The sequence below is a fragment of the Bacillus sp. AFS029637 genome (assembly GCF_002584985.1).
Lineage (GTDB): Bacteria > Bacillota > Bacilli > Bacillales > Bacillaceae_G > Bacillus_A.
Genome location: NZ_NUPZ01000041.1, coordinates 210,748 through 224,046, shown reverse-complemented (window position 1 = coordinate 224,046; position 13,299 = coordinate 210,748). Strand labels below are relative to the sequence as shown.

General features: G+C 33.4%; 13 protein-coding genes, 1 pseudogene, 1 riboswitch and 1 other annotated feature. Of the genes and pseudogenes, 12 read left to right on the top strand and 2 right to left on the bottom strand.

What is annotated here, in order from left to right:
* Positions 1-104: 104 nt before the first annotated feature.
* A complete protein-coding gene (locus COE49_RS23795; protein WP_088229169.1) occupies positions 105-275 on the top strand; it encodes a DUF2197 domain-containing protein in 171 nt (56 codons plus the stop codon).
* A 70-nt stretch (positions 276-345) separates the two neighbouring features.
* Positions 346-602 (top strand) — a binding site (T-box leader).
* A gap of 82 nt (positions 603-684) precedes the next feature.
* Positions 685-2,238 (top strand): lysine--tRNA ligase, encoded by a 1,554-nt coding sequence (gene lysS, locus COE49_RS23790; protein WP_098252135.1) that lies wholly within the window; start codon positions 685-687, stop codon positions 2,236-2,238.
* Between the two features lie 61 nt (positions 2,239-2,299).
* Here lysS and COE49_RS23785 read toward each other — a convergent pair whose 3' ends face one another.
* The gene (locus tag COE49_RS23785) at positions 2,300-2,728 is read right to left on the bottom strand and encodes a cell wall hydrolase (RefSeq protein WP_088229171.1); all 429 of its coding nucleotides are present in this window, start codon (positions 2,726-2,728) and stop codon (positions 2,300-2,302) included.
* A 116-nt stretch (positions 2,729-2,844) separates the two neighbouring features.
* On the opposite strand from COE49_RS23785, the pseudogene COE49_RS23775 reads away from it, so the two are divergent.
* From COE49_RS23775 to COE49_RS23735, 8 genes and pseudogenes are all read left to right on the top strand, one after another.
* Positions 2,845-2,973: pseudogene (locus COE49_RS23775) on the top strand (acetamidase/formamidase family protein); the annotation flags it as partial.
* 374 nt (positions 2,974-3,347) lie between these two features.
* Positions 3,348-4,976, top strand: a complete 1,629-nt coding sequence (abc-f, locus tag COE49_RS23765) for a ribosomal protection-like ABC-F family protein (RefSeq protein WP_088229174.1) — start codon at positions 3,348-3,350, stop codon at positions 4,974-4,976.
* A gap of 75 nt (positions 4,977-5,051) precedes the next feature.
* Positions 5,052-5,633: a GNAT family N-acetyltransferase gene (locus tag COE49_RS23760; RefSeq protein ID WP_088229175.1), complete on the top strand. Its 582-nt coding sequence runs from the start codon at positions 5,052-5,054 to the stop codon at positions 5,631-5,633.
* A 370-nt stretch (positions 5,634-6,003) separates the two neighbouring features.
* Positions 6,004-7,041, top strand: coding sequence for a homoserine dehydrogenase (locus tag COE49_RS23755; RefSeq protein WP_218014246.1), 1,038 nt, complete (start codon positions 6,004-6,006; stop codon positions 7,039-7,041).
* A 142-nt stretch (positions 7,042-7,183) separates the two neighbouring features.
* Positions 7,184-8,632, top strand: coding sequence for a MocR-like pyridoxine biosynthesis transcription factor PdxR (pdxR, locus tag COE49_RS23750; RefSeq protein ID WP_098840945.1), 1,449 nt, complete (start codon positions 7,184-7,186; stop codon positions 8,630-8,632).
* 4 nt (positions 8,633-8,636) lie between these two features.
* Positions 8,637-9,551 carry a D-alanine--D-alanine ligase gene (ddlB, locus tag COE49_RS23745; protein WP_098252149.1) on the top strand — a complete coding sequence of 305 codons (915 nt, stop codon included), beginning with the start codon at positions 8,637-8,639 and terminating at the stop codon, positions 9,549-9,551.
* Between the two features lie 73 nt (positions 9,552-9,624).
* A riboswitch (TPP riboswitch) is annotated at positions 9,625-9,730 on the top strand.
* 123 nt (positions 9,731-9,853) lie between these two features.
* Positions 9,854-10,543: a thiaminase II gene (tenA, locus tag COE49_RS23740; protein ID WP_088229178.1), complete on the top strand. Its 690-nt coding sequence runs from the start codon at positions 9,854-9,856 to the stop codon at positions 10,541-10,543.
* A 255-nt stretch (positions 10,544-10,798) separates the two neighbouring features.
* A complete protein-coding gene (locus tag COE49_RS23735) occupies positions 10,799-11,413 on the top strand; it encodes an ABC transporter permease (protein ID WP_088229179.1) in 615 nt (204 codons plus the stop codon).
* A 601-nt stretch (positions 11,414-12,014) separates the two neighbouring features.
* On the opposite strand, the gene COE49_RS23730 is transcribed toward COE49_RS23735, so the two are convergent.
* Positions 12,015-12,491, bottom strand: coding sequence for a hypothetical protein (locus COE49_RS23730; RefSeq protein WP_098252140.1), 477 nt, complete (start codon positions 12,489-12,491; stop codon positions 12,015-12,017).
* A gap of 259 nt (positions 12,492-12,750) precedes the next feature.
* Between COE49_RS23730 and COE49_RS27725 the strand changes: the two genes are divergently transcribed.
* Positions 12,751-12,915: a hypothetical protein gene (locus COE49_RS27725; protein ID WP_170933737.1), complete on the top strand. Its 165-nt coding sequence runs from the start codon at positions 12,751-12,753 to the stop codon at positions 12,913-12,915.
* A 108-nt stretch (positions 12,916-13,023) separates the two neighbouring features.
* Entirely contained in the window at positions 13,024-13,266 is a 243-nt protein-coding gene (locus COE49_RS23725) for a DUF3947 family protein (protein ID WP_088229181.1), read from the top strand.
* Positions 13,267-13,299 lie beyond the last annotated feature (33 nt).

Sequence of the window (13,299 nt, the reverse complement as noted above, 5' to 3'; positions counted from 1 at the left end):
ATAAGAATAGAGGTAAACCTTTAGTGAGAGGATATTAAGATTTGTAAGGTAGAAAACCGACCTTCTCAAATTATTAAAAAAAGTGTATAAACACGGAAAGGAAAATGCATATGATGTTTTATGAGATTGTTTGCTTTTCGTGTAAAAATATATTCCGTGTATACGAGGGAAGTGAAGAATATAAGCGATTTAAAGAGAAATCGAAAGGGATATATTGCTGTGATGAATGTAGCCACAAAATTCAATTAGAAATGATAAAACATTTTTTTAGATAGCTATATATTTTTGTTCGGAAAAGTTTGACAATAAAAGCATTATAAATTATCATATAAAAAACTAACATTTAAAATGGCATTGAAGAGAAGAGTAGTTAAGAACGAATACGTACAGAGAGCTCTAGTAGCTGAGAAAGAGCGGTATACATCTTAATGAAAAAAGACTTGGAGCTGCGCAAGGAACTAATTTATTTAGGGATGGTGCGACGGGATCTCCCGTTATAGAGATAGGGTATAAGCATATTTTGCCGTACCTGAAGAGGTTAATGCGGTGACGTATTAACAAACTGAGGTGGTACCGCGAAGCTAATAACTCTCGTCCTCAAGATGAATAATCTTGGGGGTGGGAGTTTTTTTATTGCATAAAACTGAAAATGTGAAAACAAAAAACAATTGAGGTGAGTAAAATATGCATTGGGCGTATGAAGTAGCAAATGAATTAATTAGGAAACATCCAAACAAAGAAACTTTTGTTTGTGCATCTGGAATTAGTCCATCAGGTTCTGTTCATATTGGGAACTTCCGTGAAATCGTAACGACTTATTTCGTTGTAAGGGCTCTTCAAGATTTAGGGAAAAAGACTCGTTTCATTTTTTCATGGGATGATTACGACAGGTTTAGAAAAGTTCCTAAAAATATTGATCCATCTTTTGCAAAGTATATTGGTATGCCATACTGTGATATTCCAGATCCATTTGGTTGTCATAACTCGTATGCAGAGCATTTTGAAAAAGAGTTTGAAAAATCGCTCCAAGCATTTGGAATTGAAGTGGAATTCATTTATCAACATGCTGAATATAGAAGTGGAAAGTATAACGGAAACATAGTAGAGGCTTTGGATAGAAGAAAAGAAATATATGATATTTTAATGGGTTTTAAAACTGGAGAGTGTAGTGAAGAAGAGCGAGAGAGCTTTTATCCAGCTACATTGTATTGTGAGAAATGCGGGAAAGATACAACAAATATTTCACATTTTGATGAAGTATTAAAAAAAGTTCGGTATGACTGTAAGTGCGGAAATGAAAATGAATTATCGGTATTAAATACAAATAAAATGAAACTGAATTGGAAAATCGATTGGCCAATGAGATGGATGACAGAGGATGTTATTTTTGAACCGGGCGGAAGAGATCATTCATCGGAAACAGGTAGTTATAATGTATCAAAAGAAATTGCAAGGGAAATATTCAATCGTGAAGCTCCTCATTACGTTGCTTATGATTTCATTGGGATTAAAGGTAATCATGAAAAAATGTCCAGTTCTTTAGGGAATAGTATTACACCTAGCGACTTATTAAAAGTGTATTTACCAGAAGTGATTCTTTTTATGTTTGCAAAATATAGGCCAGGCGCTGCTTTTCATATTGGATTGGATGAAGATGTGATTCGCAATTATACAGAGTATGAACGATTGAAGGACAGTTATGAAAATAAAACGCTGAAAAATGAAGATTTATTTGATGCAATTAAACTCTCTAGAGTTGATAGCGGGTTTAAAGAATATCCAAAATTTAATCAAGTAGCAGGAACGTTACCATTATTAAATTTTGATTCATCTATTTTACAAGGTATATTAGAGAAAATAGATAGGAGCTATGCATTACCTGACATGATAGCGATAAGTAATCGTGCAGAGTATTGGATCAGAAACTTTCAATCTAAAAAATTGATTACGGTAAATCAAGAGAGAAATACAGAGTTTTACAACTCATTAGAGGAAAGGCAGAAAAAATGGCTAGTAGAAGTTTGTAAAATACTTCGTTCTAATAAAGATTATGCTAACTTAATGGAACAATTGTATCCGATTTGCCATCATGAAAATAAAAAAATAATGAAAGAAAATCAAAAACAATTGTTTACTATTATATATAAGCTCATTATGAATCAATCAAATGGCCCTCGTATACCATTATTAATACATGTGGTAGGTATCGAAAAATTCGTCACATTATTAGATTTCTAAAATACAGCAAATAACCAACGCAAGTAATTAAATGAATAAATACTTACGTTGGTTATTTTGGCTATCGAGTATACATTTTCGGACATTCATCACCTTTCGGTTCATAAAAACAATGGCTTTTAAATTGTCCTACAAACGGCTGATTATACCACTGGGGCGGGCAAGCCCCGACTGGACGAAAATACCAAAGAGCCCACCTTGCCGGCCAGCGCCATTCACCTTGTAAAACTTTTCTTGCGATTTCTTTTTCTGATTCACGGGCACGTTGATAAAAGTATCCGTATTGAACCGCTTCGAATCCACCAGGGCTTTGATATACAGCATCAGGTACGGTACGGAGTTGTTTAAAATCTAAGCAATCACAAAATACACGGTTTACTACAACACATCCAACAAGTTGTTCGCCTTGCCGACCTTCGCCTTCAGCCTCAGCACGAATTAAACGAGCTAGTAAATCAACATCACTTTCGTTGTATGGAATAAGGGGCATAGTGATACCACCTTTCTATAACTGTTATAGTAAAGAGTGTATGTTTCAAAATGAACTAAGTGCTTTTTTACATGCAAATATCATTAAAATTTCAAGAGGAGCTTGTATGAAAAAAGCTAATTAGCAATGAACTACAAATTCCAATTAATCCAATAATCGGTGTAATTGGTACTGCCCCGAAAGAAGAGAGTATTTCATGTGGGACACCGCATGATCACGGCGGAAATATGGACTGTAAAGAAATTTCGAATGAATAAACCATTCAACATAGTGAAAACTAATGGTTGATAAACATAAGAAGAGTAGCGATGAAAAAATACACTTTTGTAGTACATATAAAAATATTTACGCATACAGTGTTATCATGGTACAATATGGTTACTAATGATGGAAAGGAATGATGGGTGGACGATGATTAACTAATCTTATTTTTAAATGTTGAAATTAAATAAATTTCAATTTATAAAAAATAGGATTAGTCTGCCCAATTCCAAACAACGGTGTTGCTATTTGTTTTGCGTAATAGCTTATTTGGGTATAAATAATGTAACGACTAATCCTGCCAAAATTACTTTGGGAGGATTTTTTTGTTCTCCCTTAATGAAAGGGATCGATATTTATGAAAGAACTTTTAAAATTAAATGATGTTTATGTTGAAATAAATGAAAACACTTTGTTAGAAAAAATGAATGTGACAGTAAAACAAGGGGATGTTATCGGATTAATCGGTAAAAATGGTGCTGGTAAATCAACGTTACTTCAATTAATAAATGGGAAAGTTGAACCATCAAAAGGGATTGTTGAATGGCAGCAAATGAATATGACAACGGCATATGTTGAACAAGAAATAGAATCTTTTATTAGTAGTGATATGATTGCAACAGAAGCAGAACTTCTTGCAAAATGGGGCGTGCCAACGAACGATTTTGTGACGTTAAGTGGTGGTGAAAAGTTGAAGGTTCGACTAGCAAAAGGATTTGCTGAAAACCCTAATGTATTAATACTAGATGAACCGACAAATCATTTAGATGAGATAAGTACGGAATTTCTTATTAAACAGATAAAAAATATGAAAGGTACAGTTATCGTTGTATCGCATGATCGATATTTTTTAGATGTTGTCGCAACAAAAATATGGTCAATTGAGGATAAGAAATTAATTGAGCATAGTGGTAATTATACGAGTTATATGAAAGCACGTGAGCAAAAAAGAAAGACGCAGCAGCGTGAATATGAAAAACAACAAAAAAAGATAGAAGAAGTAGAAGCAAATATAAAAGAATTAAGTTCATGGTCACAAAAGGCACACGCGCAGTCCACAAAACAAGAAGGAGTTAAAGAATTTTATCGTGTAAAAGCGAAGCGAATGGATGCACAAGTGAAGTCAAAACGAAAACGTCTCGAAAAAGAGCTTGAGAAAACGAAAGTAGAGCGTGTGAAAGAAGAGTATTCAGTTGAGTTCTCTATTCAAGCGAATAAAAAAGTAGGAAAACGCTTTTTAGAAGTGAAACAATTGAGGAAAGAATTTAATGGACGAACATTATTTGAAAACGTTAATTTTACAATCCAACACGGTGAGAAAGTTGCGATTATTGGACCAAACGGTAGCGGGAAAACAACATTATTGAAGATGATTATGGAAACGGAAACTGTTCAAGGAGAAATTTGGATTTCACCATCGGCAAACATCGGTTATTTAACACAAGAAGTATTTGATTTACCACTGGATAAAACACCAGAAGATTTGTTTTTTAAAGAGACATTTGAGGAAAGAGGAAAAGTCCAAAATCTAATGAAACATTTAGGATTCCAAGCTTCTCAATGGAAAGAGCCGATTGAGCATATGAGCATGGGAGAACGAGTGAAGTGTAAGTTAATGGCTTATATTTTAGAAGAAAAAGATGTACTTATTTTAGATGAACCGACGAATCACCTGGATCTTCCTTCACGTGAACAGCTTGAAAATACATTAGCGGAGTATAATGGAACACTAGTTATAGTTTCTCACGATCGATATTTTTTGGAGAAAACAACTAATATGAAATTAGTGTTTTCAAATAACACGATACAAAAGCAGCTAGAAGAGTCTGCTAAAACAAGAGATGACATTGAAGAGCTACGTTTAACGCTAGAAACAGAGCGACAAGAAGTATTAGGTAAATTAAGCTTTTTAACTTCTAAGGACAAAGGATATAAAGAACTTGATGAAAGATTTATAGAACTTACGAAGCAGATAAAAGAGCTTTAATGTAATTATGGGTACCTCTAGCTAGGAGGTATCTATAATTATTTTCAATTTCAAACGTAATTAAGGGGGATTATTATGGGAGAAGAAAGTTTGACTAAGTTATTTAGAATAGATTGTGGAGATATTTACTTACAAGAGTTTACCATCAAAGATGCGGAGAGTATTTATAAAATATCAAATCAACCAGAGATAGAAAAGTATTTGCCAGACTGGAAATCAACAAAAGAACAACGAGTTAATTGGGTTGCAAATTATGAAATACCAGCAAATAAAGCATTTCTTGACGCCGTCAAAACCACATCTAACATAGATGGCTATTCTTTAAAGCTAGGAATATTTATGAAAAATACAAATGAATTTATTGGATGGTGCTGTACAAGTATGAAGGAAGAACTTCCGTCACCAAACCGAGAAATTATGTATGCCGTTTCAAATAAATATCAAAATAATGGTTACGCTACAATAGCGACTAAAGGAATGATTGACTATTTGTTTGAATATACAAATGTAGACATTCTTAACGCAATTGCTTTAATTCATAACGTATCATCAAATAAAGTTATTGAAAAATGCGGGTTTACTTATTTGAGTCAACAGACGATAGAAAACGAACTATACAATCATTATATATTGAGTAAATCAGAATGGATAAAGTGAAACTTTAATCAGTGGGGGACTATCCCCACTGATTATTAGCCTTCACCAATTGGGTATTTACGGGAAGTTATCTCCCAGCTAAATTCCTCGCATTTGCTGAATTTTTAGCTGAGAGTCTTACTGTCCGTCAATACGGAATAAAAAGTATCGCTCTTTAAAAGGAATTGTAATGCAATGAAGTATGTAAAAAGCTTAGAGCCTAAAACTCTAAGCTTTTTTACATACTATTTTAGTAATTATTATTTGTTATTTTTAATCTGTAGGTTTCCTCATTACCAAAACAGAAAATGATAAAGCCCCTCGATGGAATTCAAGGGCGCTTTATATTATATTGAAAGAGGGATTTGGTAGAAAAATATGGGGGGATATTATGAAAATTCAAATTGTGTTATCAGGATATGGAACAGTAGGAAGAGAGTTTATAAAATTATTAAATGAAAAATATTTATATATAAATGAAACATATGGAATAGATTTAGTTGTAAGTGGTGTATTAGGTAGAAATGTTGCAATACATAATGTGGAAGGGTTGTCTATTCATCATTTATTAATGTTTGGGAGCGGTACTGCTGCAATTGAAAAATATTTAGAACATCATCCGAATGAGCGTGCAACAAATAGCATCAGTGGTACTGTTTGGGTAGAATCAACCGTTACAAACCTTAGAGATGGAAATCCAGGGAAACAATATATGAAACAAGCGATTGAGAAACAGATGGATATAGTTGCAATTTCAAAAGGGGCACTTGTTACAAACTGGAGAGAAATAAATAAAGCAGCAAAGCAGGCGAATGTACGAATTCGATATAGCGGTGCAACAGCAGCTGCATTACCAACACTAGATATTGGGCAATTGAGTTTAGCGGGCTGTAATATTGAGAAAATAGAAGGGATATTAAACGGGACAACAAATTATATTCTTACAAAGATGTATGAAGATGATATTTCGTTTGAAGAAGCATTGCAAGAAGCACAAAATAAAGGAATTGCTGAAACGAATCCAATATTAGATGTAAGTGGTTCAGATAGTGCATGTAAATTGTTACTTTTAACAAACAGTTTAATGGGAGTAGAGAATGCGCTTACAGATATACATATAAAAGGAATTGAGAACGTTACAATACAGCAAATACGAAATGCTAAAGAACAAAATAAATGGATCAAACTAATTGCATCAGCGTATAAAGATAAGGATGGCAACGTGAATCTTACTGTTGAACCATATGAAATAGATAAAGAACATCCGTTAGCAAAAGTAAATGGGACAGAAAAAGGAATTACGTTCTTTACAGATACGATGGGGCAAGTTACTACAATTGGTGGTGCTTCTAATCCGCGCGGAGCTGCAGCGGCTGCTTTAAAAGATATAATTAACTTATACCGAAAAGATTTGTCCCGCTATTTATGAGCAGACCGATTAGTGGGGGGATATCCTCCACTAATTAAAGTTTCACTTTATAAGACCGTACCGCCCATTATAGAAAATACATATGTAGTGGACCTTTTGAGAATGAAATAAATATGCAAAAATAATTGCAGGGGGTAAGGAATTGTTTAAGGATTTTAAAGTTGTAAAAGATCGTCCCGTTTATATTCAATTAAAGGATTATTTGAAAAAGATGATTATGAAAGGGCATTTGTTAGGGAACCAAAAAATCCCATCAACAAGGGAACTGAGTGAATTATTATCAGTGAGCAGAAATACAGTACTCTCTGCTTATGCGGATTTAGAACAAGAAGGGCTCATTTATGCAGTTAAAGGAAAAGGGAACTTTGTTGCGAAGGTGGATATTTCTAACACTTCGTCTGTTGAAATAGATTGGAAAAATAAACTTAATACAGTTACCGCATTAGCGGATGAATTAGATTTAATGAAACATGGAGTTCGCTGGGAAAAAGGAATGATTGTTTTTAATAGTATAGCACCAGATGAAAAGCTATTTGATGTTGAAAATTTCAAAAGAGCTTTTCTTACTCGTATGTCCATTGAAGGGGATATCGTATTGAATTACGGATATGCAAAAGGTTATCGACCTTTAATGAATTATCTACTTCATTATATGGAAATGAAAGGTGTAGATATTTCGAACAAAGATATTTTAATTACAAATGGATTTACAGAAGGATTAGATATTGTACTCTCTTCTTTATCAAAGAAATCAGGGCGTGTTATTTGTGAGAATCCAACTCACCATGCTGCACTGAAGCTTTTTCGCTTGCATGGACTTGAAGTTCATGGGATTGATATGAATGATGATGGTATTGATACGCATGAAGTAGAAAAAAGTTTACGTGAAATGGATTTTGATTTTGCGTATTTAATTCCTTCTTATCATAATCCGACTGGCATTGTTACGAGTTCGGAGAAAAGAACGGAACTAATGAGACTATTTTCAAAATATAAGATTCCTATTATAGAAGATGGGTTTAATGAAGAATTACGTTATTCAGGTTCGCATTTAGCACCATTATTAACTTTTGCTGGAGCTGGTAATAATGTCATTTATATTAGTAGCTTTTCAAAGGTACTTTTTCCCGGGTTACGTGTAGGCTGGATTATCGCAGATAAAGAGCTAATTCATTATTTAGAAAGTGTAAAAAGAGCGAGAACGATTCACACATCTACGTTAGATCAAGCTGTTTTATTTCAATATTTACATGAAGGATATTTTGAAAAATATTTAAAAAAGGCAAGGTCTGTTTATAAGAAAAAATATGAGTTAGCTGTTGGAGCGTGCAATCAGTACATTCCGTTTAAAAGAATGACTGGAGACGGTGGACTTCATTTATTTATAGAACTAGAAGAGCATATTAATGCCCGAACACTTTTACAAAAGTGTTTTGAGAAAGGAGTTACGTTTTCTCCGGGAGATGTTTTTTATTCTGACGGAGGAGGAGCGAACACTTTCCGATTAGGATTTTCACGTTTGAAAGAAAAGGAAATAGTTAGCGGGATTCAAATAATTGGTGATACATTAAAAAATGAAACTTGGAGTTGAGAAGATGAGAATTGGCGTTATTATGGGAGGAGTATCCTCTGAAAAACAAGTATCAATTATGACTGGAAATGAAATGATTGCACATTTAGATAAAAGTAAGTATGAAATCGTTCCAATTACGTTAAATGAAAAAATGGATTTAATTGAAAAAGCGAAAGACATTGATTTTGCATTGTTAGCATTACACGGAAAATACGGAGAAGATGGTACGGTTCAAGGGACGCTTGAGAGTTTAGGTATTCCTTATAGCGGTAGCAATATGTTATCTAGCGGTATATGTATGGACAAAAATCTTTCAAAAAAGATTTTACGTTATGAAGGAGTAGAAACACCCGATTGGATTGAACTTACAAAAATGGAGGATCTAAACCTTGAAGAGTTAGAGAAGTTAGGATTTCCGTTAGTGGTAAAACCTAACTCTGGTGGTTCGAGTGTTGGAGTGAAAATCGTCTATAATAAAAATGAATTGATTTCAATGCTGGAAACTGTATTTGAATGGGATTCAGAAGTAGTAATTGAGAAGTATATAAAGGGTGAAGAGATTACATGTTCCATTTTTGATGGAAAACAGTTACCTATCATCTCAATTCGACATGCAGCTGAATTCTTTGATTACAATGCAAAATATGATGATGCTAGTACAATTGAAGAGGTGATCGAACTTCCAGCTGAAATTAAGGAACGTGTAAATAAGGCGTCACTGGCTTGTTATAAAGCATTAAAATGTAGTGTTTATGCAAGGGTTGATATGATGGTGGAGGACGGAATTCCATATGTAATGGAGATTAATACGTTACCAGGGATGACACAATCAAGTTTACTGCCAAAAAGTGCAGATGCTGCGGGGATTAATTATAGTAAACTATTAGATATGATAATTGAAACTTCATTAAAAGTGAGGAAAGAAGAAGGTTTTTAAGATAATTGCGCAATTAAAACTTTTGATAGTTCCACGAAGTATGCTATGATAATTACAATACGATAACTAAATATTTATCCACTAGGGGGGCCTTTTATAGGCTGAGATCAAATGGGATTTTGAGACTCTTAGTACCTGATCTGGTTAATGCCAGCGTAGGGAAGTGGGAAAGACGTTGCTATTTAATGAATAAATACTGTCAATTTCACTTTCTTTACGCCTGTAAAGAAAGTTTTTTTGTTTTATAGATTTAATAATTGTGGGTAAATACGTATGTTTTATAAATTATTGGAGGGATTTAAATGACTTTTTCACAATCATTACGTAAAGAAGTAGATTCAATTTGGGAAGCTAGTTTTAATCATCCTTTTGTAAAAAAACTTGGAGAGGGAACGTTAGATTTAGCTAGTTTTCGCTATTATGTGCTTCAAGATTCATATTATTTGAGTCATTTTGCTAGAGTACAAGCGTTAGGAGCTGCAAAAGCTCTTGAATTAGAAATAACTGCCCGTATGGCGCACCATGCTCAAAATACGTATGAGGCGGAATTATCATTACATGAGAATTTTGCCAAAAAGCTAGGGATTACAAAAGAAGAAAAAGATCATTTTATCCCTGCGCCAACCGCATATGCGTATACTTCACATATGTATCGAGCTGCGTACGAAGGACATTTAGGGGATATTATTGCAGCAATTTTACCTTGCTACTGGTTATATTATGAAATTGGTGAACGTTTAAAAGTGTGTCAACCTGAAGAGCCAATTTATCAAGAATGGATTTCTGCTTATGGATCTGATTGGTTCCGTACGTTAGTTGAGGAACAGATCGCTCGGTTAGATGCTATAGCTGAGACAGTAACAGAGGCAGATCGTAACCGTATGAAACAGCATTTTATTATTAGTAGTCAATATGAATATTCATTTTGGGAAATGGCTTATACTTTAGAAAAGTGGCCAGTGGATACAGACGTAAAAGATGTAATTGGATAAAGAGTAGAGGTATTGCTATACATAGGTATAGACAATACCTTTTTTTATAGTTTTTTGATGATCAAGAGAAATGAGAAAAGGAAGTAAGAATTATATGGGGGAATTACGGTTATTAACATTTATACATTTTATTGTTTCCTTCCCCACAAAATGGTGGGATTTTTTTAATTCTATTAAAAATAGTAAAAGCTCGTCCAAACTTTTTAAATCTATCTTACATAATATATAGTAATAAATTTGAAAGGAGATGTTAGTATGTCCTATTCTTATGGTGAAAATTGTAAGAGTTACAAAAAGAAATATCATGATTGTCAAAAAAGTAGTAAGTGTTATGACAAATATGATGGATATTATGAAAAATGTGATAAAAAGCATGAGGAAAACCCTTGGGTTCATGTGAAAGTGGATTGTTGTGATGATAAAGGGGAGAAGCTTGTAAGGGCGTCTGCTTTTAGAGCTATAAAAACAGGAAGCCAAAATGTTCCAGCTGATACTTTTGTTAAAGTATTATTCCAAAATGAACAATTTGATTTAGCGAATGAGTATAATCCAGCTACATCAATTTTTATTCCAAAGACAAGAGGCGTTTATTCTGTTATTGGAACGATTGCTTTTATTCCGAATAACATAAACGTAAATTATAGAGCGCGGGTAGAAATTCGTGTTAATGGAAATCCAGCAATTGCAATAGATAATGACTTTTTTGGTCCAATAAACTTTGCCAATGTCGTTGCTGTTTCATCAATCATTCAATTGAATGCAGGGGATTTAGTCGAGATTTTTGCACAAAGTAGCGCAGCTGGAGTTATTTCTAATGTAGAAAACAGTACGCATTTTGAAGCTGCAAGATTTCCGTCTCCAAAAGCATAAGTGATATGAAATTTCATCAGTAATTTTTTCTAAGGACATTCCCTAATTTATATTTGACCTGCATGTATGCAGGTCTTTTTTTCGAGAAAAAGGGGACGTTTCCGGGGATTTCTCAAAATAGAATCAATATACGCTATACCTATACAGTTCTTTGAAAAAAATAATGTGTGGATAACGTATCTATGCGCTCATAATCGATGATCGTAGCCCTTCTTATGTAGGGAAATTGAAACAACAATGGAAGCAAGCTAGTGTTTGGAAAGGACTAACTATTTGTAGTTTAAACAAGCATTAATTAATTATACAAACAAAAAAAGAGCACTTTGTATAGGTGACATGATCGGGCGTGCGTAATGATCAAGATAATTACTTGCCGCATATTTATATGTTTTAAATAAAAGCCCTTTTCGTGTAGATTGTTTTTTTTTTGCGATGAAAATAAGACCTTAGATCAAATCCAGGTCTTAAGTATTTATGAAAGCTTTCTTCGTATGGCGATATTAATCTTCAACACAATTTCTAAATTCAAACAATAACCTAAATAAATGCACAAGGTAGAATCCGAAAATCAGCTTTATAAATATAAATATTTACTAAAATTCTATTTTTTGTGCACATTGCCATTTAGAATATTGTTGCATTTTCTGATATTTCGCTTGATTTGCTGATTTTCAAAAAAATAAACCTCTGTACCTGCCCAAATAAAAACCCAACAGACAATGCTTAATACTCCTGCAACATAGGCATGAGTGCTTGAAAGTTTCAAGAATATTAACCCAACAATAATACCAAGCACAAACAAAACAATAGCCTTTTTGACATTTCTCGCATATGTATATTCCTCTTCGTTCAAGAGGTTAGAAAAAGTGTTAAATGTTGCAGTCTTCAATGACTTTTCGTCAAAATCATTCTGACCTGAAAAAAATATTTCTACTTCTTTTCTTTTGCCACTGTGCAGCTTTGACAAAATAAAATCTTCAAGGTCAGAGCTTAGGTGAACATTATCTGAGCTATAATATCTTGAAAACGGAGTATCAGTTTCATCTAAATAGATATTTATACTTAATTCATCTTTCATATTAACCCCCCTTTAAATCCAATTTACTAGTTGAAAGTCAACCTTTTATCAGTATGGTCAAGATAGCAACAATTCTTACGAAAACAACGTAAATAAAAAAACAGAACAGAATTCTTATTTAAACATAAAAGAGTGATTTCCAATGCGCTCTCTGACCAAAATTAATATTGAAAAAGAATACCAAATGTTATCGTATGTATGCTTCTTAGGTTTGTGTGGATTTAATGCAAAATCTTTATTTTAGAAGGAAGAGAACTAAATGGGAAAATTGATCTATGATTTTGAGTTAATGATACAAGATGGTGATTTGAAAGTAGGAGATAAAATTTATGCTCCTAATGATAGAAAAGCGGAAGTACTATCAATTAAAATTTTGTGTTGGAAAGTAAAGATTAAAGGAAAAGACAAGTTAAAAAGGCTATAATAAAAACACTATTTGAATAAAGGCTAGTGGGCCAGTTTTTAACACTCACTGAAATTAAGAATCATAACATACTTTGTAATAACTTATATGGAAGTGAGTTGAATAATAATGTTTTATTCATATTTTGATACCAGAGCTAGAATGCGTCCGTATGGTACGGCGGGTATTACGTATAGCGGAGCACAAAGTACAATTCAGGCTGTTCAACAAGCGTTACAAGCACAGCAGCAAATGCAACAAGGTATACAGCCGTACTATTCATCTACGGAATATTATTACCCAATGCATTATATTACGCCATACGGAATTTCTTTTGCAACGGTTCCATATGGAACTGTATACAATTTATAAAAATATACGGGAGGATAAATTTAAGTATTTAAT

Excerpts from the sequence above, each read along its gene's own strand:
- COE49_RS23795 (WP_088229169.1), top strand. The coding sequence starts at position 105 with ATGCATATGATGTTTTATGAGATTGTTTGCTTTTCGTGTAAAAATATA.
- lysS (WP_098252135.1), top strand. The coding sequence starts at position 685 with ATGCATTGGGCGTATGAAGTAGCAAATGAATTAATTAGGAAACATCCA.
- COE49_RS23785 (WP_088229171.1), bottom strand. The coding sequence starts at position 2,728 with ATGCCCCTTATTCCATACAACGAAAGTGATGTTGATTTACTAGCTCGT.
- abc-f (WP_088229174.1), top strand. The coding sequence starts at position 3,348 with ATGAAAGAACTTTTAAAATTAAATGATGTTTATGTTGAAATAAATGAA.
- COE49_RS23760 (WP_088229175.1), top strand. The coding sequence starts at position 5,052 with ATGGGAGAAGAAAGTTTGACTAAGTTATTTAGAATAGATTGTGGAGAT.
- COE49_RS23755 (WP_218014246.1), top strand. The coding sequence starts at position 6,004 with ATGAAAATTCAAATTGTGTTATCAGGATATGGAACAGTAGGAAGAGAG.
- ddlB (WP_098252149.1), top strand. The coding sequence starts at position 8,637 with ATGAGAATTGGCGTTATTATGGGAGGAGTATCCTCTGAAAAACAAGTA.
- tenA (WP_088229178.1), top strand. The coding sequence starts at position 9,854 with ATGACTTTTTCACAATCATTACGTAAAGAAGTAGATTCAATTTGGGAA.
- COE49_RS23735 (WP_088229179.1), top strand. The coding sequence starts at position 10,799 with ATGTCCTATTCTTATGGTGAAAATTGTAAGAGTTACAAAAAGAAATAT.
- COE49_RS23730 (WP_098252140.1), bottom strand. The coding sequence starts at position 12,491 with ATGAAAGATGAATTAAGTATAAATATCTATTTAGATGAAACTGATACT.
- COE49_RS27725 (WP_170933737.1), top strand. The coding sequence starts at position 12,751 with ATGGGAAAATTGATCTATGATTTTGAGTTAATGATACAAGATGGTGAT.
- COE49_RS23725 (WP_088229181.1), top strand. The coding sequence starts at position 13,024 with ATGTTTTATTCATATTTTGATACCAGAGCTAGAATGCGTCCGTATGGT.